The organism is Kineococcus sp. NPDC059986, assembly GCF_040702905.1.
Lineage (GTDB): Bacteria > Actinomycetota > Actinomycetes > Actinomycetales > Kineococcaceae > Kineococcus.
The window spans coordinates 1-21,921 of the sequence record NZ_JBFBND010000002.1 but is presented as its reverse complement, the minus strand read 5'-3'; the positions used below and the strand labels follow the sequence as shown (position 1 = coordinate 21,921).

Sequence of the window (21,921 nt, the reverse complement as noted above, 5' to 3'; positions counted from 1 at the left end):
CGCTGCGGGGCATGAGCGCACCCCTCACCACCGACGTCCCGGCCGGCCTGCGCGGCGTCGTCGTCACGACCACCGAGCTCGGCGACGTCCGCGGTGAGGAGGGCTTCTTCCACTACCGGCAGTACTCCGCCGTTGACCTGGCCCGCACGCGGACCGTCGAGGACGTGTGGTTCCTGCTGCACCGCGGCCACCTGCCCTCGGCGGCCGAGGTGGCCGCGTTCGGTGCGGAGGTCGCCCCGCTGCGGGTCCTGCCCCCGGTGCTCGCCGAGGCCCTGCCCCTGCTCGCGGCCGCGGGCGGCTCCCCGCTCGCCGGGCTGCGCACGGCACTGTCGCTGCTCGGGGCCGCCGAGGGCGCGCGTCCCGTCCTGGACCTCACGCCCGCGCAGCGGGCGGCCGACGCGCTGCGGGTCTGCTCCGTGGTGCCGACGGTGCTCGCCGCGCTGCACCGCACCCGGGCGGGTCTGCCGCCCGTGCCGCCGCGCGACGACCTGGACGCGGCGGCGAACTGGCTCTGGATGCTCACGGGACGGGAGGCGCCCCCCGCCCACGTCCGGGCGCTGCGCCGCTACCTCGTGGCGACGGTCGACCACGGGTTCAACGCCTCGACCTTCACGGCCCGCGTCGTCGCCTCGACCGGCGCCGACGTCGTGGCGGCCGTGGTGGCGGCGCTCAGCGCCTTCTCCGGACCGCTGCACGGCGGGGCCCCGGACCGGGCCCTGGCCGCCCTGGACGAGATCGGGTCCCCCGACCGGGCCGCCGCGTGGGTCCGCGAGCAGCTCGCCGCCGGCCGGCGGGTCATGGGCTTCGGGCACGCCGTCTACCGCACGGCCGACCCCCGCTCCGAGCTCCTGCGCGAGACGGCGCTCGAGCTCGGCGGCGACCTCGCCGACCTCGCGGTGGCCGTGGAGGAGCGCGTCGTCGCGGCCCTGGCCGAGCTCAAGCCGGGGCGCGCCCTGCACGCCAACGTCGAGTACTACGCGGGGGTCGTCATGGCCACGTGCGGGATCGACCCGGCCCTGTTCACCCCCACGTTCGCGACGAGCCGCGTCGTCGGGTGGTGCGCCCACGTCCTGGAGCAGGCCGGCGACCCGCGGATCGTCCGGCCCTCGGCCCGCTACACCGGCCCCGCCGCCCCCGTCCCGGTGCCCTGACCCCGCGGTGGTCCTCGTTGCCTCCCCGCGGCCGGTCATCGTCCTCGTGGAGGCAACGCGCCCTTCCGGGCCGTGCGGGCGGACAGTGAGGGGTGCCGTACCCCGCTCGGGTCGGGGCCGACGGGTGGGCGCGTACGGGATGTCTGCACGCTGCCCGCCCGCAGAGGCCAGAACGCTCGTTCCCGGGGCCGGCGTGCAGACATCCCGCACAGCCCCGCTACCTCGGGTCGGCTGTCCGGCCAGCCAGCGGGAAGCGGCGGCGCACGCGCCACCCGCCGGGGACGAACGCGCCCTGGAGCAGCGTCAGCTGCCGGACGTGCTGGGTGATCGGCAGCTGCGGGGCCAGGTCGGCGCGGACGGCGGCCGGGTCGGGCGGGTCCTCGGCCACCGTCAGGTGCGGCACCGCGTCGTCGACCCCGCCGTGGGCTCCGCCGTAGGGCAGGAGGCCGAAGGTCGTGCAGACGGCCCGGGTCAAGGCGCGCAGGGGTTCGTCGGGCTCGGGGGCGAGCCACAGCACCGCCTCGCCGAAGGAGTCGACGCGGGTGAAGGTCGCGGCGAAGCCGGGCGTCGCCCCGGCGAGGACCGCGAGGGCCTCCTCGACGTCGTCGTCCCGCTCGTGGCCGTCTCGCTCGTGGTCGTCCAGCTCGTGCGGCGGCAGGAAGGGGAAGCAGACCGTCACGTGGGCCGGGACGCCGGCGCGGGCGGCGCGGTCGTACCGGCGGCGCCAGGGCGCGACGGCGGGGTCCGCGGCGGGCACCTCCACGACGAGCGCCGTCTGCTCCTGCACAGCGCCGACCGTAGCGGCGTGCAGAGGCCCCGAACCGTTGCGCCGACGGCGAACGAAGTGGCGGAACACCCCACCCGGAGCGCAGGTTGGACAGGACAACCGAGTCACGACTCGTTCACGATCACCGTCAGGTGCCCCCGGGCGCCGCCGATGGGAGTGAGAGTGTCAGAGCTCGGGACTAGCATCGGAATGGTCCGGTCGGGGGATTGCCCCCCGTGCAGTCCGGATCCGACCACCCGCGAGGAGCGCCGCATGTTCGAGAGGTTCACCGACCGCGCCCGACGGGTCGTCGTCCTGGCCCAAGAAGAGGCCCGGATGCTCAACCACAACTACATCGGGACCGAGCACATCCTGCTCGGCCTGATCCACGAGGGCGAAGGCGTCGCCGCCAAGGCCCTCGAGTCGCTGGGCATCTCCCTGGACGCCGTCCGCGAGCAGGTCCAGGAGATCATCGGCCAGGGCCAGCAGGCCCCGTCCGGTCACATCCCCTTCACCCCCCGCGCCAAGAAGGTCCTCGAGCTGTCGCTGCGCGAAGCGCTGCAGCTGGGACACAACTACATCGGGACCGAGCACATCCTGCTCGGCCTCATCCGCGAGGGTGAAGGCGTCGCCGCGCAGGTCCTCGTCAAGCTCGGCGCCGACCTCAACCGCGTCCGGCAGCAGGTCATCCAGCTCCTGAGCGGTTACCAGGGCAAGGAGCCCGCGACCGCCGGCGGCCCCCAGGAGGGCACCCCGTCGGGCTCGCTGGTCCTCGACCAGTTCGGCCGCAACCTGACCCAGGCCGCCCGCGAGGGCAAGCTGGACCCGGTCATCGGTCGCGACCCGCAGATCGAGCGCGTCATGCAGGTCCTCTCGCGTCGCACCAAGAACAACCCGATCCTCATCGGGGAGCCGGGTGTCGGGAAGACCGCCGTCGTCGAGGGCCTGGCCCAGGCCGTCGTGCGCGGCGAGGTCCCCGAGACCCTCAAGGACAAGCAGATCTACACGCTCGACCTCGGCGCCCTCGTCGCCGGGTCGCGCTACCGCGGTGACTTCGAGGAGCGCCTGCGCAAGGTCCTCAAGGAGATCCGCACCCGCGGCGACATCATCCTGTTCATCGACGAGATCCACACCCTCGTGGGTGCCGGTGCCGCCGAGGGCGCGATCGACGCCGCGAGCATCCTCAAGCCGATGCTGGCCCGCGGTGAGCTGCAGACCGTCGGGGCGACGACCCTCGACGAGTTCCGCAAGCACATCGAGAAGGACCCTGCCCTGGAGCGTCGCTTCCAGCCCATCCAGGTCCCCGAGCCGACGCTGTCGCACGCCATCGAGATCCTCAAGGGCCTGCGCGACCGGTACGAGGCGCACCACCGCGTCTCGATCACCGACGCCGCCCTCGTGGCCGCCGCGACGCTGGCCGACCGCTACGTCAACGACCGGTACCTGCCGGACAAGGCGATCGACCTCATCGACGAGGCGGGCGCGCGACTGCGCATCCGCCGCATGACCGCACCGCCGGACCTGCGCGAGTTCGACGAGCGCATCGCCGACGTCCGCCGCGAGAAGGAGAGCGCGATCGACGCGCAGGACTTCGAGAAGGCGGCCTCCCTGCGCGACAAGGAGAAGAAGCTCCTGGCGCAGAAGGGCGAGCGCGAGAAGCAGTGGAAGTCCGGTGACATGGACGTGGTCGCCGAGGTGGACGAGGAGCTGATCGCCGAGGTGCTGGCCACCGCGACGGGCATCCCCGTCGTGCGCCTCACCGAGGAGGAGTCCTCGCGCCTGCTCAACATGGAGGCCGAGCTCCACAAGCGCGTCATCGGTCAGAACGACGCGATCCGGGCGCTGTCCCAGGCCATCCGCCGCACGCGGGCCGGCCTCAAGGACCCCAAGCGCCCCGGTGGGTCGTTCATCTTCGCCGGCCCCACCGGCGTCGGGAAGACCGAGCTCGCCAAGGCCCTCGCGGAGTTCCTCTTCGGTGAGGAGGACGCGCTCATCCAGCTCGACATGAGCGAGTTCTCCGAGAAGCACACCGTCTCGCGGCTCTTCGGCTCGCCCCCCGGCTACGTCGGGTACGAGGAGGGTGGCCAGCTGACGGAGAAGGTGCGCCGCAAGCCGTTCTCGGTCGTCCTCTTCGACGAGGTCGAGAAGGCCCACCCGGACATCTTCAACTCGCTCCTGCAGATCCTGGAGGACGGTCGCCTGACCGACTCCCAGGGCCGCATGGTCGACTTCAAGAACACCGTGATCATCATGACCACGAACCTCGGCACCCGGGACATCTCCAAGGGCGTCGGCACGGGGTTCGCGGCGGGGTCCCAGACCCAGCTGACGAACTACGAGCGAATGAAGTCGAAGGTCAACGAGGAGCTCAAGCAGCACTTCCGGCCCGAGTTCCTCAACCGCGTCGACGACATCGTCGTGTTCCCGCAGCTGACGCAGGACGAGATCATCCAGATCGTCGACCTGTTCCTGGCCCGGCTCGACAGCCGCCTCAAGGACAAGGACATGGGCATCGAGCTCACGCCGTCCGCGAAGGTGCTGCTGGCCACCAAGGGCTACGACCCGGTCCTCGGTGCCCGTCCTCTGCGCCGCACGATCCAGCGCGACATCGAGGACGTCCTGTCGGAGAAGATCCTGTTCGGCGACCTGCGCGCCGGCCAGATCGTCTCGGTCGACACCGAGGGCGAGGGCGACGCGAAGAAGTTCACCTTCGAGGGCACCTCCAAGGACGACCTGCCCGTGACCGTCCCCGTCGGTGACGGCACCACGAGCACCGGTCCCGACCTCTCCAAGGACTGACCTCCTCACCGGTTCGGCCCGGGACCCCCACCAGGGGGTGCCGGGCCGTCGGCGTTCCCGCCCGCGGCGCTCCGGCGCCGGTCTGGGAGGATCGCGGGATGCCGAACGCCGAGGTCCGTCCGCAGGTCCGGGTCCGTCCCGCCCGCACGGGGGACGTGCGCGAGGTCCGACGCCTCGTCGAGGAGTACGCGCGGCAGCGGATCCTGCTCGGCAAGGAACTCATCACCCTGTACGAGGCCGTCCAGGAGTTCGTCGTCGCCGAGCTGGTCGACGACGAAGGGTTCGGGGGCCGGGTGGTCGGTTGCGGTGCCCTGCACGTGCTGTGGGAGGACCTCGCCGAGGTGCGCACCCTCGCGGTCGACCCGACGGTGCGCGGCGCGGGTGCCGGGCACCTCATCCTCACCGCGCTGCTGGACCGCGCCGACGCCCTCGGGGTGACCCGGCTGTTCTGCCTCACCTTCGAGAAGGCGTTCTTCGAACGGCACGGGTTCGTCGAGATCGAGGGGACCCCGGTCGAACCGGAGGTCTACGCCGAGATGCTGCGCAGCCACGACGAGGGGGTCGCGGAGTTCCTCGACCTGGCCCGCGTCAAACCGAACACGTTGGGCAACAGCCGGATGCTGCGACTCACCGCAGGACCGGGTGCGACACCGGAACGAGGAGGGGCATGAGCACGACCGTCATCGTCATGGGGGTCTCGGGCAGCGGGAAGACGACGCTGGCCCAGGACCTGTCGAAGGCCAAGGGGTGGACGTACGCCGAGGGCGACGACTTCCACAGCGAGGCCAACGTCGAGAAGATGCGGTCGGGACACCCCCTGACCGACGAGGACCGCTGGCCGTGGCTGCGGTCCATCGCCGCCTGGATCGGTGAGCGCGAGGCCGCGGGGGAGTCGGCCGTCGTCACCTGCTCCGCGCTCAAGCGCGCGTACCGGGACCTCCTGGCCGAGGGCAACCCCTCGGTCGTGTTCTGCGAGCTCGAGGTGCCCGACGAGGTCCTGCAAGACCGGGTCGCCCACCGCGAGGGGCACTACATGCCCGCATCGCTGCTGCGCAGCCAGCTCGACACCCTCGAGGACCTGCACCCCGATGAGCGCGGGTTCCGGGTGCGGGTGCAGGGTGGTCCCGCCCAAGTTCTCGACGAGGTGCTCAGCCACCTCTGACCCGGAGGGAGCACCCCATGCCCGTGTCCGTCCCCCTGGCCGTCCAGGCTGCGGCCTGGACCGGCCACGACACCCGGCTGGTGGTCGCGGCGCTCCTCGGGATCGCGGTCGTCGTCGTGACCGTCTCCTGGGCCAAGCTCAACGCGTTCATCGCCCTGCTGCTGGGGTCGGCGGTCCTCGGGCTCGTCGCCGGGCTGTCGGTCGGCGACATCGTGACGTCGTTCTCCATCGGCCTGGGGGACGCGACCGGGCAGGCCGGCGGCGCGGGCAAGACGTTCGCCGACGTCGGGATCCTCGTGGCCCTCGGCGCGGTCCTGGGCCGGTTCCTCGCCGATTCCGGCGGGGCGAACGAGATCGTCGACCGGATCGTCGACCGCGTCCACGGCAAGGCCCTGCCCTGGGCCCTCGCCGGGGCCGCCGCCCTCGTCGGGCTGCCCCTGTTCTTCGAGATCGGCCTCGTGCTCCTCGTCCCGATCGTGCTGCTCGTCGTCAAGCGCACCGGCCGGCCCGTCCTGGCGCTCGGGATCCCCGCCCTGGCGGGGTTGTCCGTCCTGCACGGGTTCGTCCCGCCGCACCCCGGCCCGCTCGTCGCGATCGCCAACCTCAAGGCCGACCTCGGACTGACGCTGGGGTTCGGCCTGATCCTCGCGATCCCGACCGTGATCATCGCCGGGCCGCTGCTGGCGCCGCTCGTGTCGAAGTACGGCCCGCAGGACGCCGAGCACCTGCCCACCTCCGGCGGTGACCTCGGCGGCGCCGACGAGCACACCCGCCGCCCGAAGCTCATCGCCGTCCTGACGGTCGTGCTGCTGCCCGTCGTCCTCATGCTGGCCCGCGCCGTCGCCGAGATCGTCTCGGGGGAGGGCAACCCGGTCCACGACCTGCTCTACGCCCTCGGGACGCCGCTGGTGGCCCTGCTCATCGGGGTGCTCGTCGCGATCCCGCTGCTCGGGAGGGCCGTCGGGATGGACCGGCGCAAGATCGGCTCGACCATCGACGCGTCGTTGCCGCCCATCGCCTCGACGCTGCTCATCATCGCCGCGGGCGGCGGGTTCAAGCAGGTCCTCGTCGACGCGAAGATCGGCGACCTCGTCGGTCAGCAGGCCGCCGCGCTCTCGCTGTCGCCGCTCGTCCTGGGCTGGCTCGTCGCGGTGTTCATCCGCCTCGCGACGGGGTCGGCCACCGTCGCCACCATCACCGCGGCCGGCATCGTCGCGCCGCTGGCGGGCGACCTCAGCGCCAACCACCTCGCGCTGCTCGCGCTGTCCATCGGCGCCGGGTCGCTGTTCTTCTCCCACGTCAACGACGTCGGGTTCTGGCTGGTGAAGCAGTTCTTCGGCCTGACCGTGGGGCAGACGCTCAAGAGCTGGTCGGTCATGGAGACGGTGATCTCCGTCTGCGGGCTGGTCGGGGTGCTCCTGCTCTCGCTCGTCGTCTGACCGTGGACCTCGTCGTCAACCGGCGGGTCACCGTCCCCGAGGCCGAGCTGCACGAACGGTTCTCCCGGTCCTCCGGGCCCGGCGGGCAGGGCGTCAACACGACCGACTCCCGCGTGGAGCTGTCCTTCGACCTGCTCCGCTCGCCCTCGGTCCCCGACGACCTCCGCGAGCGCGCCCTGGAGCGGCTCGAGGCCCGGCTCGTCGACGGTGTCCTCACCGTGGCGGCCTCCGAGCACCGGGCGCAGCTGCGCAACCGGGCCGCTGCGGCGGAACGGCTGCGGTCCCTGCTGGCGCTGGCCTTCGCCCCGCCCGCGGCCGCCCGCCGCGCCACCCGCCCGACCCGCGGGTCCCAGCGCCGCCGCCTCGACGGCAAGCGCCGGCGCGGGGAGACCAAGCGCCTGCGCCGCTCCTCCGACGACTGACCCGCACGACCGCCCGTCCCGGGGTCCCCGGGAGGCGCCGTGGGGTGCTCAGGTGCTCAGGTGCGGGGGAGGGTGAAGCGCCCGTCCTCGAGGGGTTCGACGAGACCGTCGGCGACGAGGCCGTCGAGGCAGCGGGCGCGCTGCCGGGCGTCGGGCCAGCAGGCCTCCAGGTCCCGCGCCGGCACCGGGTCGGCGCTCGCGCGCAGGACGGCGAGCAGCTTCCCCCGCACCTGGCGGTCCGTCCCGGCCCACGCCTGGCCGCGGCGGGCGGGACCGTCGTGGGCGGGCCGGCCCGCGAGCACCCACGCGCACCGGTCCAGCAGGGGGCAGTCGTCGCAGCGTGGGGACCGTGCCGTGCAGACCAGCGCGCCGAGCTCCATGACCGCCACGGCCCAGCGGGCGGCCGTCGGGGCGTCCTGCGGGAGCAGGGCGACCGCCAGCCGCTGCTCGGCGGACGTGAGCGCCGTCGCCGGCTCGGCCGCACCCGTGACGGCGCGGGCGTGGACGCGGCGCACGTTGGTGTCGACGACGGCGTGCCGCTGCCCGAAGGCGAACGAGGCGACGGCCGCGGCCGTGTAGGTGCCGATCCCGGGCAGGGACAGCAGCTGCGCGTGGTCGTCGGGGACGACGCCGCCGTGCTCGTCCCGGATGGCGACCGCGGCGGCGTGCAGGCGCAGCGCCCGGCGCGGGTAGCCGAGGCGGTCCCAGGCCCGGACGGCCTCGCCCGGTGCGGCCGCGGCGAGGTCGCAGGGGGTCGGCCAGCGCTCCATCCACGCGAGCCACTGCGGCAGCACCCGCGTGACGGGGGTCTGCTGCAGCATCACCTCGCTCACGAGGACACCCCACGGGGTGCGGTCGGCGGCGCGCCACGGCAGGTCGCGGGCGCGCTCGTCGTACCAGCGCAGGACGCGGGTGTGCAGGTCGTCGAGGGAGGCGGCGTCGAGGGAGGCGGCGGCGGGGGTCGTGCTCATCGCGCTGGATCGTCGCACGGCGCATCGACCACGGTCGCGGCGCGCCTCCACCGCGGCCCACGGGACGGCGCCTACCGTCGCCCGGTGAGCAGCGTCCTGCACCCGGTCGGTCCGGAGGACAAGGGCACGTACTGGCGGCGACGCCTCGTGGTCGTGGTCTCACTCGTCGTGGTCGTCGTGCTGGTGGCGCTCGCGGTCCGCGCCCTCACGACGCCCGACGACGCCCGCGCGCAGGGGCCGACGAAGCTGGACCCCAGCACGGTCGCCACGACGGACGCGCAGACGCCCACCGGGACCCCGACGGGCACCGCGTCGGGCACCCCGTCGGACAGCGCCACGGCGAGCGGCACCGCCACGGACACGGCCACCGGCAGCGCGACGGGCACCGCGGCGACGACCGCCTGCTCCGACCAGTCCCTCACCGCGGTCCTCACCACCAAGGCCACCACCTACGGGCCCGGCCAGGCCCCGAACCTCGTGCTGACGCTCGAGAACACCTCGCAGACCCCGTGCACCGTCGAGAGCAGCAGCGCGGTCCGCGTCCTGACGATCACGGACTCGCGCGGCACGAAGGTGTGGTCCAGCGCCGACTGCCAGACCAAGGGCGCGACGGCGACCGAGCAGCTCGACCCGGGGGAGAAGAGCTCCAAGAACATCACGTGGTCGCGGCAGCACTCCGCGGCCGGGTGCCCCACCGGTCAGACGGCCGTCGAGCCGGGGACGTACACGGTCACCGGCACGTGGGACGGCGTCGCCGCCGCGCCCCTCACCTTCGCGCTCGCGGGCTGAGGGTCACCCCGGCCGGGCCGTGACGAGACGTCGTCAGACGTAGCGTTCGAGGATCGAGCTCTCGGCCAGCCGGGAGAGCCCTTCGCGCACGGCGCGGGCCCGCTGCTCGCCGACGCCGTCGACCGTCATGAGGTCGTCGATGCTCGCCGCGAGCAGCTTCTGCAGGTCGCCGAACTGGTCGACGAGACGTTCGACGATCGCCCCCGGCAGCCGCGGGACGCGGTTGAGGAGGCGGAAACCCTTCGGGGACACCGCGGAGTCGAGGGAGTCGCCGCCGACGGAGAAACCCAGGACACGGGCCACGGAGGCGAGGTCGACCAGGTCGGCGGAGTGCAGGTTGGCCAGGGCCTCCAGCACGACCTCCAGCGGCCCCTCGTGCCGGGAGGCCTCGAGGTAGTCGCGGACGACGAGTTCGCGGTCCGGGCCGACCCCGCCGACGAGCTCGTCGAGCTGCAGCGACAGCAGGCGGCCGTCGACGCCGAGTTCCACGACGTACCCGGAGATCTCGTCGGCGATCCGGGAGACCATCTCGATGCGCTGCACCACGGAGCAGACGTCGCGGACCGTCACCAGGTCCTCGATCTCGAGGGCCGACAACGTCCCCGTCACCTCGTCGAGGCGGGCGCGGTAGCGCTCGAGCGTCTGCAGCGCCTGGTTCGCGCGCCCCAGGATCGCGTCGGACCCCTCGAGCACGTAGCGGCGGTTCCCGGTGTAGACCGCGACGATCCGCATGGACTGCGAGACCGAGATGACGGGGAAACCCGTCTGCTTGGCGACGCGCTCGGCCGTGCGGTGGCGGGTTCCGGACTCGCTCGTCTCGATGGAGGAGTCGGGCACCAGCTGGACGGCGGCACGCAGGATGCGGGACACGTCCCGGTCGAGGACGATCGCCCCGTCCATCTTGGCCAGCTCGCGCAGCCGCGTCGCGGAGAACTCGACGTCGAGGGCGAAACCCCCGGTGGACAGGGAGTCCACGACCCGGTCGAACCCGAGGACGATGAGCGCGCCCGTGCGGCCGCGGAGGATGCGTTCGAGCCCGTCGCGCAGTTCCGTCCCCGGCGCGACGATCGCCAACGTCGCCCGGAGGACCTCCTCGGGGGTGCGGTCCACCACCGGCCACCTCCGAACCTCGCACGTCACGACCACGAACCTGGGCGGAGTCTAGCGGTGCGACCCGCCGAACGGGTGCCGACCTCCCGCGAACGGTTTCACGAGGACACCAGTCGGGCCGCGGCGCAGGCGTCGTGGAGGGTCTCGACCTCGTGCACCCGCAACCCGGCCGGCGGAGGACCGTCGCCGAGGGAGCCCTTGGGCACGATCGCCGTCGTGAACCCCAGCCGGGCGGCCTCGCTCAGCCGTCGCGGGACCCCCGTGACCCGGCGCACCTCCCCGGCGAGCCCCACCTCCCCGAGCGCGATGGTGCCCGCGGCGAGCGGCCGGTCCTTGGCCGCGCTGGCGACGGCCAGGGCGACGGCCAGGTCCACCGACGGCTCGGTGAGCTTCACCCCGCCGACGGTCGCCACGAACGTGTCCCGGTTGCCCAGGGCCACCCCGAGGCGGCGCTGCACGACGGCGAGGACCATCGCCATCCGGCTCGCGTCGAGCCCGCTGGTGACCCGGCGCGCGTTGCCGGGGGTCGTGTCGGTGGACACGAGCGACTGCAGTTCGGCCAGCAGCGGCCGGCGTCCCTCCAACGTCACCGTGACGCACGTTCCCGCCACGGGTTCCGGTGTGCCGGAGACGAAGAGGCCGCTCGGGTCGGGCAGCCCGACGATGCCGTCCTCGCCCAGTTCGAAGCAGCCGACCTCGTCGGTGGGGCCGTACCGGTTCTTCACCGCGCGCAGCAGGCGCAGGCGCGAGTGCCGTTCGCCCTCGAACTGGCAGACGACGTCGACGAGGTGCTCGAGCGTGCGCGGCCCCGCGATGGAGCCGTCCTTCGTCACGTGGCCGACGAGCAGCGTCGCCATCCCGCGCCGCTTGGCGACCCCGATGAGCGCGCCGGCGACCTCCCGGACCTGCGAGACGCCGCCCGCGGCCCCGTCGACCTCACCGGACGCGACCGTCTGCACCGAGTCGACGACCAGCAGGTCGGGGTTCGACTGCTCGACGTGGCCGAGCACGGTGGCCAGGTCCGTCTCGGAGGCCAGCAGCAGCCGCGGCCGGAGCGCGCCGATCCGCTCGGCGCGCAGCCGGACCTGGGCCGCGGACTCCTCGGCCGTGACGTAGAGGACCGTGCGACCCGAGGACGCCGCGCGGGAGGCGGCGTCGAGCAGCAGCGTCGACTTCCCGACACCCGGCTCACCCGCCATGAGCACGACCGCGCCGGGCACCAGGCCGCCGCCGAGGACCCGGTCGAACTCGTCGACCCCCGTCGACGTCGCGCGTGCGGCCTCGACGTCGACGTCGGCGATGGGCCGCGCGGGCTCGCGGACGGGCGCGGCGACCGTCGTGCGGACCGGCGCCGTCCCGACCTCCTCGACCGTGCCCCACGCCTGGCACTCCCCGCAGCGGCCGACCCACTTGGCCGTCGTCCAGCCGCACTCGGCGCACTTGTAGGCGGGACGGGACTTCGCGGACGGGCGGGCGGAGCTCTTCGCGGGCACGGGTCGCACGGTAGGCGCCGGGTACGACACGACCCCCGCACCGGGGCCGGTGCGGGGGTCGTGTCGGAGCGTGCTCGCCGGTCAGGTGCCGTAGAGGACCTTCATGGTCGTCATGAGGATGCCGAGCGTCGCCATGACGAAGCTGGGCACGAAGGCGAGGATCGCGGCGCCGATGCTGCCGCTCTTGCGGTAGAGCAGGTAGGCCGAGAAGACCATGACGAGCGCGCCGATGAGCGTGAAGGTGAGCCCGACGACGATCCGGCTGCCCGGGGCCGCCTCGTAGGGGTTCGACCCCAGCAGCAGCAGCGGCACGACGCCGGACAGGACGAGGCCGACCGCCCAGATGACCAGCGCGATCACCGTGCCGCGGTTGGGCCGCGACCACTTGATGGGGGCGATGGCCCGCTGTTCCTCGTGCTGGACCGGCGGGGTGGCGTGCGCGCTCATGCGTCCATCATCCACGCTCGTGACCCTCCGCGGCGACCCAGGTGCATCCTGCGTCGCGCCACGGCTCCTACGCCGGGCGGGTGAGCGGACTCCGGAGCCCGGGCGGGGGCGCCGACACCACCAGGGTGACCGCACCGCGCCGAGCAGGCAGCCTGCTGCCCCGGCCCTTCGAGGCGGACCTGGAACGGGAGTTCCAGGTGGTGCGCAACGCGTCCCGGTCGCGCTGGTTCGTCCCGACGGCCCTGCTCGGCCTCGTCTTCCTCGACCTCTACGTCCTCATCGACCTCGTGCTGGCCCCGCAGGTGCTCGCGCTGTCCCTCGGGCTGCGACTGGGCCTGGTGACACCCGTCACGCTCGTGGGCCTGTGGCTGCGCGGGCGCCGGATCGCCTCCTGCCCGGGGTCCCGGGTGGACGTGCCGCTGGTGGCCGGTGCCGCCTCGCTCGTCGTAGCGGTCATCGCCGTGGTGCAGCACAGCGCCCCCGACGCGCTCGGTGGGGCCTACTTCGCGGGCGCCCTCATCGTCGTCGTGTTCTTCAGCACGCTGCTGCGCAACGACGTCCGGGGGGCGTCGGTCGTGCTGGCCACGATGGTGGCCGCCTTCGGGTGGGGGCAGTGGTACGTCGGGTCCGACCCCGTCGCGATCCAGGCCACCGCACTGCTCGCGGCCGCCGTGAGCGGCCTGTTCGGGCTCGTGCTGGCCGGGACCCTCGAGGAGAGCGAACGAGCCCGCTTCCTCGCCGAGCACCGCGAGCGCCGGCTCGCCGCCGAGCGCGAGGAGCTCATCGCGGCCCTGGCCCAGGCCGCCGTCCGCGACGAGCTCACCGGGCTGCTCAACCGACGCGGCCTGCACGACCGCGTCGGTGCCCACCCGCGCACCGCAGGCCGCTCCGGCGTCCTGCTCGTGGACGTGGACCACTTCAAGGAGCTGAACGACCGGTTCGGCCACCTGGAGGGCGACCGGTGCCTCAGGCTGGTCGCGCAGGCCCTCGCCGCCGCGAGCCGTCCCACCGACGTGGTCGCCCGGTTCGGCGGGGAGGAGTTCGTCGTGGTGCTCGACGTCGAGGGCCGCGCTGGGGTCGACCCGGGGGAGGACGACGTGCAGGTGGCCGGCGATCGACTGCGCACGGCGGTGCGCGACCTGGGACTGCCGCACCCCCGCGGTGGGGTGGTGACGGTCAGCGTGGGCGCCGCCCGCGGTCCCTGGGAGCACGCGCTCGCCGGCGCGGACGAGGCCGTCTACGCCGCCAAGGCGCTCGGCCGCGACGCCGTCGTGCTGGCGGGGGCCACCCTCGTGCAGCCCGCCGCCCAGCCCGTCGCGGGAGCCACGGCGTGAACCGCGCGCAGCGGATGCGGATCGGCGAGCGGCTGCGCCGGATGGGCCTGCCCGTGGTCTCGCCCAGCTACGAGGCGCTGGCCCGCCAGGCCGCCGACGAGGTGCTCGTCACGAGCCCGGACGGCACCGTCTCCTTCCTCAGCCCGTCCTTCAGCCGGCGGTGGAACCTCGACCGCTGGGGTCTGGTCGGGCGCGACGCGTTCGAGTGGATCCACCCCGAGGACCGGGACCGGGCCCGCGAGCGGCTGCGGCAGGCCTGCCTGCCCGACGCCGGCCCCGTCGACTCCGAGCACCGCTACCTCGTCCGGAGCACGGGTGAGGTCCGCTGGTGCCGCGTCCGGTTCAGCGACGCCCGCCACGAACGGGGGATCCGGGGGGTCATCTGGAACTGCCTGGACACCACCGAGGAGCGGCGCGCCCTGGAAGCGCTGCGGTTCGCCGCCGACCACGACGCCCTCACCGGTCTGCCCAACCGCCGCAGCCTCTTCGAGACGTTCGCCGCCGCCACCGCGACGGGGGCGACCTGCGGCCTCGTGCTCCTCGGCCTCGACGGGCTCAAGGCCGTCAACGACCGGCAGGGGCACTCGGCGGGGGACGAGGTCGTCCGGCGCACCGCCGAGCGGCTCGCGCGGGCCGTCGGGGGCGACGCGGTCCTCGCCCGCCTCGACGGGGACGAGTTCGCCGTCCTCGTGACCGGGGCCGAACGCACCGTCGGCCGGGCCGTCGCGGTCGTGGCCGAGCGCTGCGTGCGCGCGGTCCGCGAACCCGTGACCCTGGGCGGGCGGTCCGTCGTCGTGACCGCCGGGGCCGGGACGGCGCTCGCCGCGGCGGCCGCCCCCGACCCCCAGGACCGGGTGCGGGAGCTCTTCCAGCACGCCGACGTCGCCCTCGCCGCGGCGAAGGCGGTGGGCGGGGACCAGGCGGTCCCCTTCTCCCGCAGCCTGCTCGACGCCCGCCACGACCGCGCCGAACTGGCGGCCGACCTGCGCCAGGCCGTCGCCCAGGGCGAGCTGGAGGTCGTGTACCAGCCGCTCGTCGACCTCTCGCTGGGGTCGACGGTGGGCGTGGAGGCCCTCGTCCGCTGGCAGCACCCGCACCGCGGCGCCGTGCCCCCGGACGTCTTCGTGCCCATCGCGGAGGACTCCGAGACGATCCTGGACCTCGGGGCGTTCGTGCTCGACCGGGCGCTGCGCGCCAGCGCCGGGTTCCACCGCGCCGCCGGTGCGGACGTCCTCGTCAGCGTGAACCTCTCCGGGCACCAGCTGCTGCAGCCCGAACTCGCGGGCCTCGTCGCCGACGCCCTGGCCCGGCACGCCGTCGACCCGGCCGCGCTGTGCCTGGAGGTCACCGAGAGCGCCGCCGTCGCCGACCTCTCGGCGGCGCGCGAGACGCTGCTGCGGTTGCGCGCCCTCGGCGTGCGCACGGCGCTCGACGACTTCGGGACGGGCTACTCCTCGCTGTCGTACCTGCGGCGCCTGCCGGTGGACAAGCTGAAGATCGACAAGTCCTTCCTCGACGACGTCGCCGACGGGCAGGGGGTCGCGGTGCTCTCGGGCATCGCGGCGCTCGCCTCCGGTCTCGGGCTGACGACGGTGGCCGAGGGCATCGAGACCGACCAGGTCGCCCGGCTCGTCGCCGAGGCGGGCTGCACGTGGGGCCAGGGCTACCTGTTCGCCCGGCCGCTGCCGGAGGCCGCGGTGCACGAGCACCTGGCCCGCCAGTCCGGCCGCCGGGGTCCTCAGAACCTCTTGTGGCGCAGCACGACCGCGTAGTCCACGGTCGTCCCGGCGTGGCCGGCCAGGAAGGCGTCGGCCAGCCGCGGGGCGAACTCGATCCGCACGACGGCCTCGAGGTCGGCGCGGGAGTCGAACTCCCAGGCGACGTCGAGGCGTTCGACCGCCCAGCCCCGGCGGGCGAAGAACCGGTCGACCGCGACCGCGTCGTAGGACGGCAGGGACGTCGCGAACCACCGGCCGAACGTCGAGCGGGTGGCGTCGTTGTCGAGGACGAACGCCGTCCCGCCGCGGCGCACCACGCGGTCGAGTTCGGCCAGCCCGGGTTCGCAGCCGGGACCGAAGAAGTAGGCCCACCGCGCGTGGACGACGTCGACGGACGCGTCCGGCAGCGGCAGCGCCCCCGCCTCGCCCTGCAGCACACGGACTCCCGGAGTCCCGGCCGTGCGGTCCCGGGCCCGGTGCAGCAGGGGTGGGTGCGGTTCGACGCCGGTCACCGACCGCGCCGTCGCCGCGAACCGCGGGAGGTGGAAACCCGTCCCGCAGCCGACGTCGAGGACGTCCAGCCCCGCCCAGTCGTGGATCCCGCGCATCGTGGCCTCGACCAGCCCGCCGCGGTCGACGGCGAGGTTCTCCAGCTCGTAGACGTCGGGGGACCCCCAGATGTTCGGGCTGGGGACGACCCCGTCCACTACCGGCCCCGGTCGGCGGGGTGGACGGTCAGCGGGAGCAGCCGCCGGTGCGCCGACCCCGACCGCGTCCGCGCCACGAGGGCCTCGCAGTGCCGGGCCAGCTCCTCGTACGGTGCGTCGCCGATCATCTCGCGCAACTCGTTCTCGCAGCTGAGGAACACGGGTCGTTCCCCGACGTGGGCGGCGGGGTTGCCGGTGCAGTACCAGTCGAGGTCGTGGCCGCCCTCACCCCAGCCGCGGCGGTCGTACTCGGCGATGCTCACCTCGAGGTACGTCGAACCGTCCCCGCGCGTGACCGTGCGGTAGGAGCGCTTGAGCGGCAGCTGCCAGCAGACGTCGGGTTTGTAGGTGAGCGGGTCGACCCCGTCGCGCAGGGCCTGCAGGTGCAGTGCGCAGCCGGCGCCGGCGGGGAAACCCGGCCGGTTGGCCAGGATGCAGCCGCCCTCGTGGACGCGGGTCTTGCGCTCGCCGTCCTCGACCTCGGTCCAGCCGCCCGCACGGCCCTCGTCGTGGAACTGCCACACCTCGGGGGTGAGCCGACGGACGACCTCGGCGACGCGCTTCTCGTCGGCCTTCTCCGTGAAGTGGGCCCCGAGTGCGCAGCAGCCCACGTCGGGCCGGTCGGCGTAGATCCCCGGGCAGCCGTTGCCGAAGATGCACGTGTAGTCGCTCGTGAGCCACGTCAGGTCGACGCGGTACACCGTCGAGGGCTGGTCCTCGGGTCCCGTCGCGGACGCCAGGTCCTCGGGGTCGGGGAACTCCAGCCACAGCCGGGCCGTGTCCAGCGGGGTCTCGACGCTCACCGCTGCAGCGTAGGCGCGCGTCCGGGGCGCACGGCGCACCCGTCCAGGTCCACTAGGGTCGCCGCGTGCGCTTGGGTGTCCTGGACGTGGGCAGCAACACGGTCCACCTGCTCGTGGTCGACGCCCACCCCGGGGCCCACCCGTTGCCGGCGAACTCCACGCGGCGGTTGCTGCGGCTCGCCGAGCACCTGACCCCCGAGGGCGCGATCGACGCCGCGGGCGTCGACGCGCTCACCGACGCCGTCGCGGCGGCCGCCGCCGCCGCCGAGGACGCGGGCGTCAGCGAGGTGCTGGCGTTCGCGACGTCCGCCGTGCGCGAGGCCGCCAACGGCGAGGACGTGCTCGACCACGTCGAACGGGCGACGGGGGTGCGTCTGCAGGTGCTGCCCGGCACCGCCGAGGCCGACCTGACGTTCCTCGCCGTGCGCCGCTGGTTCGGCTGGTCCGCCGGTCGGCTCCTCGTCCTGGACATCGGGGGCGGGTCGCTCGAGGTGGGCGCCGGTCTCGACGAGGCGCCCGACGTCTCCTTCTCCCTGCCGCTGGGCGCCGGCCGCCTGACCCGCGACCGCCTCGCCGGTGACCCCCCGTCCCCCGAGGCCGTCCGCGACGTGCGGCGCTCGGTGCGCCAGCAGGTCGCGGCCCGGGTGCGCGACGTGACCCGCGCCGGGACGCCCGACCGCGTCGTCGTCACGTCCAAGACGTTCCGCAGCCTCGCGCGCCTCACCGGGGCCGCCCCCGCGGAGGACGGTCCCGCGGTGCGCCGCGTCCTGCGCCGCGACGACCTCGCCGCCTGGGTGCCCAAGCTCGCGGGCATGACGTTCCGCCAGCGCGCGGAGCTGCCCGGGGTCAGCGTCGAACGCGCGCCGCAGGTGCTCGCGGGCGCGCTCGTCGCCGAGGCGGCCTTCGAGCTGCTGGGCGTCGAGGAGGCCGTCGTCTGCCCGTGGGCGCTGCGCGAGGGCGTCATCCTGCGCCGCCTCGACGCGATCACCGCGGCGGGTGCGGCTGTGGACGGCGCGCACGGCGGTGTCGGGACGGGGAACTAGCGTGAGCGCCGTGGAAGACACGTCCCCGACCGCCGCTGACCTGCCCGAGGGCCGGATCCGCGTGGCCCTGTCGACGACGTGCTCGTACCCCGAGTCGACGACGGCCGCCTTCGAGATCGCCGCGCGCCTGGGCTACGACGGCGTCGAGGTGCTCGTCTGGACCGACCCCGTCAGCCAGGACGCGGCCGCGCTGCGTCGGCTCGTCGAGCACTTCGGCGTGCCCGTGGTGTCCGTGCACGCCCCGACGCTCCTGCTGACCCAGCGCACCTGGGGTCGGGGCGACCCGTGGGGCAAGCTCGAACGGTCCGCGGAGCTGGCCGGGGCCCTCGGCGCCGGCACCGTCGTCGTGCACCCGCCGTTCCGCTGGCAGCGCGAGTACGCCGACGGCTTCGTCGCCGGCATCGAGGCGCTCGAGACGCGCACGGGCGTCACCATGGCCGTGGAGAACATGTTCCCCTGGCGCGCCCGCGGACGGGAGCTCGTGGCCTACGCGCCCGGCTGGGACCCGACCGCGCTCGGCTACCGGAACCTCACGCTGGACTACTCCCACGCCGCGACCTCGGGGCAGGACTGCCTGGAGCTGACGCGGGCGTTCGGCTCACGGCTCGCCCACGTCCACCTGTGCGACGGCACCGGGTCGGCCAAGGACGAGCACCTCGTCCCCGGCGACGGCACCCAGCCCGTCGCCGCGGCTCTGGCCGAACTGGCGCGCAGCGGGTTCGACGGTGTCGTCGCCGCCGAGGTGAACACGCGCCGCGCCCGCGGTCGCGCGGCCCGGGAGGAGGCGCTCGCCCGCACCCTCCGCTTCGCCCGCGAGCACCTGGCGCGGACCCCGGAGGTCACGGCGTGAACGGGCCCGAGCGGCGGACGGACGAAGGGGAGTGCACGTGACGCTGGCGATGGTCGGTGCGGGAGTGATGGGCCAGACGCTGCTCGGGGGTCTGCTGCGCGCGGGTCGCGCCGCGGACGACGTCCTCGTGGTGGACCGGCGGGCCGGTCGCGGCCGCGAGCTGCACGAGCGCTTCGGCGTGCGGGTCGTCGACGACGTCGCCGCCGTGCGGGGCGCCCGCACGGTGCTGCTGGCCGTCAAACCGCAGGACCTGCCCGCGCTGCTGGACTCCCTGGCCCCGCACCTGGACGCCGACGCGCTCGTCGTCTCCCTCGCCGCCGGCGTCACGACCGCGGCCATCGAGGCCCGGCTCCCGACGGGCACGGCGGTCGTGCGGGTCATGCCGAACACGCCGGCCCTCGTCGACGAGGGCATGGCGGCGCTCGCGGCCGGGTCGTCCTGCGCGGACGCCCAGCTGGCCGAGGCCGAGGACCTGCTGCGCTCCTGCGGGCGGACGGTCGTGCTGGCCGAGAAGCACCTCGACGCCGTCACCGCGCTGTCCGGGTCCGGTCCGGCGTACGTCTTCTACGTCGTCGAGGCCATGGTCGAGGCCGGGGTCCTCCTCGGGCTCCCGCGCGCCACGGCCACCGAGCTCGTCGTCCAGACGGTCGTCGGCGCGGGGGCGATGCTGCGCGAGACGGGGCAGCACCCGACGGTCCTGCGCGAGCAGGTGACGTCCCCCGCCGGCACGACGGCTGCGGCGCTGCGTCAGCTCGACGACTCCGGCGTGCGGGCCGCGCTCATCTCCGCGGTCGAGGCCGCGGCGGCCCGGTCCCAGCAGCTGTCGGGGGGCTGAGCCGTGGGGGAGGGCTCGCGGGACGAGGTGCAGGTCGTCTGGGACCCGGCGTTCACGCGCTACGACTTCGGTCGGTGGCACCCGATGGCCCCCGTCCGGCTCGACCTGACGGCCCGCCTGTGCGCCGACCTCGGCCTCTTCGACCGGCCGGGGGTCTCCGTCGTCGGCGCCGAACCCGCCGACGACGAGCTGCTGTGCACCGTCCACGACCGCGCCTACGTCGAGGCCGTCAAGGCGGCCTCGGCCGACCCCCGGCAGGCGCAGGAGGTCTTCGGGCTCGGCACCGAGGACGACCCCGCCTTCCCCGGGATGCACGAGGCGGCGGCCCGGATCGTGGGCGGGTCCGTCGACCTCGGGCGCGCCCTCGTCGCGGGCCGGACGCTGCACGGGGTGAACTTCTGCGGGGGGATGCACCACGCGAAACCGGGCTGCGCCAGCGGGTTCTGCGTCTACAACGACGCCGCGGCGGCCATCGTCGCGATGCTGCGGGACGGCGCCGAACGCGTCGCCTACGTCGACCTCGACTGCCACCACGGCGACGGCACCGAGGCCGTCTTCTGGGACGACCCGCGCGTCCTGACGCTCAGCGTCCACGAGTCCGGGACGACGCTGTTCCCGGGCACGGGGTTCGCCGACGAGCTCGGGGGACCGGACGCGCTCGGCGGTGCCGTGAACCTCGCGCTGCCGGCCGGGACGGGCGACGCCGGCTGGTTGCGGGCCGTGCACGCCGTGGTCCCGCAGCTCGTGACGGCCTTCGCCCCCGACGTCCTCGTCACGCAGCACGGCTGCGACACCCACTCCCTGGACCCCCTGGGGCACCTGGCGGTCTCGGTCGACGCCCAGCGGGTCGCGTCGGCCGCGATGCACGCGCTGGCCCACGAGGCGTCGGGGGGACGGTGGCTGGCCCTGGGGGGCGGCGGCTACGAGGTCGTCGACGTCGTGCCGCGCACGTGGGCCAACCTGGTGGCCGAGGCGTCGCAGCAGCCGCTGGACCCGTCGACCCCGCTGCCGGCCTCCTGGCGGGCGCACGTCGAGCGGGTGTTCGACCGGGAGGCCCCCGCGACGATGACGGACGGTGAGCCCGCGACCTTCACGGGGTGGGAGTCCGGCTACGACCCGGACGACGCCGTGGACCGCGCGATCCTCGCCACCCGCCGGGCCGCGTTCCCGTTGCACGGGCTGGATCCGGACTTCGACTGATCTCCCAGCAGATTTTTACCGAGCGTAAGTGCTGGTCACAGGCTGTTCAGGTCACTCTGTGTGACTCAATGAGCACGGATACCTTCCACGCACGTCACACGTGCCCCTAGAGTGGACTGCGAACGCGCCCCCACCGGGCCGTCCGCGGGGGACGGTGCGCAAATGGCGCGCGAACTGAAGGGTGCTGTGGGGATGCCTGAGGATCGCCCGCTGTCCGAGGTCCGGTTCCTGACCGTGGCCGAGGTCGCGTCGATGATGCGCGTGTCGAAGATGACGGTGTACCGCCTCGTGCACAACGGGGAGTTGCCCGCCGTCCGCGTCGGCCGCTCCTTCCGCGTGCCCGAGGACGCCGTCCACGAGTACCTGCGGCAGTCGTTCATCGACACCGCCTGAGACACGGCCCGAGACACGGCCTGAGACACCGCCCGAGCGCCTCCGCGGGAGCGTCGACGTTCCGGGCACCGGCGGGCGGGTAGACTCGCGGACGGTCTGCCGCTCGCTGAGCGGCACGTCGTCCGCCGGTCCTCCGGTGCGTCGGCAGCAACCAGTCGTATCGAGTGAGCGAGGACCCCTTGGGCTCTGTCATCAAGAAGCGTCGCAAGCGCATGGCGAAGAAGAAGCACCGCAAGCTGCTCCGTCGCACGCGTCACCAGCGTCGCAACAAGAAGTGATGTGCTGAAGGGCGGGTCCCCCGGTGGGGGACCCGCCCTTCGTGCTGTCCGGGGCGCCCCGGTCACCGCTCTGGCGCCGGATCGTTGGCACCTCGCTGTCGATGAATGGAAGCGAGGCTCGGCGAAGCTGGCGGACAGGGTGACGCGGCGGAACTCCTCGCCCGCCGACCCGGACTCGACGGCGAACTTCAGCGACGCGCTGTCCTCGTCG

The 21,921-nt window shown here is 74.1% G+C and carries 22 protein-coding genes; 15 read left to right on the top strand and 7 right to left on the bottom strand.

The genetic code is table 11. From position 1 onward, the window contains the following. Positions 1–11: 11 nt before the first annotated feature. Positions 12–1,151 (top strand): citrate/2-methylcitrate synthase, encoded by a 1,140-nt coding sequence (locus AB0637_RS02115; protein ID WP_366169508.1) that lies wholly within the window; start codon positions 12–14, stop codon positions 1,149–1,151. Positions 1,152–1,368: 217 nt separating this feature from the next. Here AB0637_RS02115 and AB0637_RS02110 read toward each other — a convergent pair whose 3' ends face one another. Next, a complete protein-coding gene (locus tag AB0637_RS02110; protein ID WP_366169507.1) occupies positions 1,369–1,938 on the bottom strand; it encodes a 2'-5' RNA ligase family protein in 570 nt (189 codons plus the stop codon). Positions 1,939–2,190: 252 nt separating this feature from the next. Between AB0637_RS02110 and AB0637_RS02105 the strand changes: the two genes are divergently transcribed. From AB0637_RS02105 to arfB, 5 genes are all read left to right on the top strand, one after another. Then, a complete protein-coding gene (locus AB0637_RS02105; RefSeq protein WP_366169506.1) occupies positions 2,191–4,716 on the top strand; it encodes an ATP-dependent Clp protease ATP-binding subunit in 2,526 nt (841 codons plus the stop codon). 98 nt (positions 4,717–4,814) lie between these two features. Next, complete coding sequence (locus AB0637_RS02100) at positions 4,815–5,387, top strand: amino-acid N-acetyltransferase (RefSeq protein WP_366169505.1); 573 nt, start codon at positions 4,815–4,817, stop codon at positions 5,385–5,387. Beyond that, positions 5,384–5,878: a gluconokinase gene (locus AB0637_RS02095; RefSeq protein ID WP_366169504.1), complete on the top strand. Its 495-nt coding sequence runs from the start codon at positions 5,384–5,386 to the stop codon at positions 5,876–5,878. The genes AB0637_RS02100 and AB0637_RS02095 overlap by 4 nt, the downstream gene beginning before the upstream one ends. 17 nt (positions 5,879–5,895) lie before the next feature. After that, positions 5,896–7,317: a gluconate:H+ symporter gene (locus AB0637_RS02090; protein ID WP_366169503.1), complete on the top strand. Its 1,422-nt coding sequence runs from the start codon at positions 5,896–5,898 to the stop codon at positions 7,315–7,317. Further along, positions 7,314–7,739 carry an alternative ribosome rescue aminoacyl-tRNA hydrolase ArfB gene (arfB, locus tag AB0637_RS02085; protein WP_366169743.1) on the top strand — a complete coding sequence of 142 codons (426 nt, stop codon included), beginning with the start codon at positions 7,314–7,316 and terminating at the stop codon, positions 7,737–7,739. Before AB0637_RS02090 ends, arfB begins: the two co-directional genes overlap by 4 nt. 56 nt (positions 7,740–7,795) lie before the next feature. Here the strand turns inward: arfB and AB0637_RS02080 are convergent, their stop codons facing one another. Beyond that, positions 7,796–8,710, bottom strand: coding sequence for an A/G-specific adenine glycosylase (locus AB0637_RS02080; RefSeq protein ID WP_366169501.1), 915 nt, complete (start codon positions 8,708–8,710; stop codon positions 7,796–7,798). Between the two features lie 84 nt (positions 8,711–8,794). Here AB0637_RS02080 and AB0637_RS02075 point away from each other — a divergent pair, with 84 nt between their 5' ends. After that, positions 8,795–9,499 (top strand): BsuPI-related putative proteinase inhibitor, encoded by a 705-nt coding sequence (locus AB0637_RS02075; RefSeq protein ID WP_366169500.1) that lies wholly within the window; start codon positions 8,795–8,797, stop codon positions 9,497–9,499. 33 nt (positions 9,500–9,532) lie between these two features. Here AB0637_RS02075 and disA read toward each other — a convergent pair whose 3' ends face one another. The 3 genes from disA to AB0637_RS02060 all read right to left on the bottom strand — a co-directional run bounded on the left by disA (position 9,533) and on the right by AB0637_RS02060 (position 12,549). Continuing rightward, positions 9,533–10,612, bottom strand: a complete 1,080-nt coding sequence (disA, locus tag AB0637_RS02070) for a DNA integrity scanning diadenylate cyclase DisA (RefSeq protein WP_366169499.1) — start codon at positions 10,610–10,612, stop codon at positions 9,533–9,535. 95 nt (positions 10,613–10,707) lie between these two features. Continuing rightward, complete coding sequence (radA, locus tag AB0637_RS02065) at positions 10,708–12,102, bottom strand: DNA repair protein RadA (protein ID WP_366169498.1); 1,395 nt, start codon at positions 12,100–12,102, stop codon at positions 10,708–10,710. A gap of 81 nt (positions 12,103–12,183) precedes the next feature. Beyond that, on the bottom strand, positions 12,184–12,549 hold the full coding sequence (locus AB0637_RS02060; protein WP_366169497.1) for a hypothetical protein: 366 nt from the start codon (positions 12,547–12,549) through the stop codon (positions 12,184–12,186). A gap of 80 nt (positions 12,550–12,629) precedes the next feature. Between AB0637_RS02060 and AB0637_RS02055 the strand changes: the two genes are divergently transcribed. Together AB0637_RS02055 and AB0637_RS02050 are read left to right on the top strand one after the other, a co-directional pair. Then, positions 12,630–13,883, top strand: coding sequence for a diguanylate cyclase (locus tag AB0637_RS02055; RefSeq protein WP_366169496.1), 1,254 nt, complete (start codon positions 12,630–12,632; stop codon positions 13,881–13,883). After that, entirely contained in the window at positions 13,880–15,655 is a 1,776-nt protein-coding gene (locus tag AB0637_RS02050; RefSeq protein ID WP_366169495.1) for an EAL domain-containing protein, read from the top strand. Before AB0637_RS02055 ends, AB0637_RS02050 begins: the two co-directional genes overlap by 4 nt. Here AB0637_RS02050 and AB0637_RS02045 read toward each other — a convergent pair. After that, entirely contained in the window at positions 15,622–16,308 is a 687-nt protein-coding gene (locus AB0637_RS02045) for a class I SAM-dependent methyltransferase (protein ID WP_366169493.1), read from the bottom strand. The genes AB0637_RS02050 and AB0637_RS02045 overlap by 34 nt on opposite strands. Continuing rightward, positions 16,308–17,111 carry a hypothetical protein gene (locus AB0637_RS02040; RefSeq protein WP_366169492.1) on the bottom strand — a complete coding sequence of 268 codons (804 nt, stop codon included), beginning with the start codon at positions 17,109–17,111 and terminating at the stop codon, positions 16,308–16,310. The genes AB0637_RS02045 and AB0637_RS02040 overlap by 1 nt, the downstream gene beginning before the upstream one ends. A 65-nt stretch (positions 17,112–17,176) precedes the next feature. On the opposite strand from AB0637_RS02040, the gene AB0637_RS02035 reads away from it, so the two are divergent. The 6 genes from AB0637_RS02035 (at position 17,177) to AB0637_RS02010 (ending at position 21,710) form a co-directional block, all read left to right on the top strand. Continuing rightward, on the top strand, positions 17,177–18,154 hold the full coding sequence (locus AB0637_RS02035; RefSeq protein ID WP_366169491.1) for a Ppx/GppA phosphatase family protein: 978 nt from the start codon (positions 17,177–17,179) through the stop codon (positions 18,152–18,154). Positions 18,155–18,164: 10 nt separating this feature from the next. Next, the gene (locus tag AB0637_RS02030; RefSeq protein WP_366169490.1) at positions 18,165–19,004 is read left to right on the top strand and encodes a sugar phosphate isomerase/epimerase; all 840 of its coding nucleotides are present in this window, start codon (positions 18,165–18,167) and stop codon (positions 19,002–19,004) included. Positions 19,005–19,035: 31 nt separating this feature from the next. After that, on the top strand, positions 19,036–19,839 hold the full coding sequence (proC, locus tag AB0637_RS02025; protein ID WP_366169489.1) for a pyrroline-5-carboxylate reductase: 804 nt from the start codon (positions 19,036–19,038) through the stop codon (positions 19,837–19,839). Positions 19,840–19,923: 84 nt separating this feature from the next. Continuing rightward, positions 19,924–21,039 (top strand): acetoin utilization protein AcuC, encoded by a 1,116-nt coding sequence (locus AB0637_RS02020; RefSeq protein ID WP_366169742.1) that lies wholly within the window; start codon positions 19,924–19,926, stop codon positions 21,037–21,039. A 192-nt stretch (positions 21,040–21,231) separates the two neighbouring features. Further along, positions 21,232–21,432: a helix-turn-helix domain-containing protein gene (locus tag AB0637_RS02015; RefSeq protein ID WP_106210166.1), complete on the top strand. Its 201-nt coding sequence runs from the start codon at positions 21,232–21,234 to the stop codon at positions 21,430–21,432. Positions 21,433–21,611: 179 nt separating this feature from the next. After that, complete coding sequence (locus tag AB0637_RS02010; protein ID WP_012085056.1) at positions 21,612–21,710, top strand: AURKAIP1/COX24 domain-containing protein; 99 nt, start codon at positions 21,612–21,614, stop codon at positions 21,708–21,710. Positions 21,711–21,921: the final 211 nt, after the last annotated feature.

Bases quoted from the DNA above. Each gene is read 5' to 3' on its own strand.
- AB0637_RS02115 (WP_366169508.1), top strand. From the start codon at position 12: ATGAGCGCACCCCTCACCACCGACGTCCCGGCCGGCCTGCGCGGCGTC.
- AB0637_RS02105 (WP_366169506.1), top strand. From the start codon at position 2,191: ATGTTCGAGAGGTTCACCGACCGCGCCCGACGGGTCGTCGTCCTGGCC.
- AB0637_RS02100 (WP_366169505.1), top strand. From the start codon at position 4,815: ATGCCGAACGCCGAGGTCCGTCCGCAGGTCCGGGTCCGTCCCGCCCGC.
- AB0637_RS02095 (WP_366169504.1), top strand. From the start codon at position 5,384: ATGAGCACGACCGTCATCGTCATGGGGGTCTCGGGCAGCGGGAAGACG.
- AB0637_RS02090 (WP_366169503.1), top strand. From the start codon at position 5,896: ATGCCCGTGTCCGTCCCCCTGGCCGTCCAGGCTGCGGCCTGGACCGGC.
- AB0637_RS02080 (WP_366169501.1), bottom strand. From the start codon at position 8,710: ATGAGCACGACCCCCGCCGCCGCCTCCCTCGACGCCGCCTCCCTCGAC.
- AB0637_RS02060 (WP_366169497.1), bottom strand. From the start codon at position 12,549: ATGAGCGCGCACGCCACCCCGCCGGTCCAGCACGAGGAACAGCGGGCC.
- AB0637_RS02020 (WP_366169742.1), top strand. From the start codon at position 19,924: ATGGCCCCCGTCCGGCTCGACCTGACGGCCCGCCTGTGCGCCGACCTC.
- AB0637_RS02015 (WP_106210166.1), top strand. From the start codon at position 21,232: ATGCCTGAGGATCGCCCGCTGTCCGAGGTCCGGTTCCTGACCGTGGCC.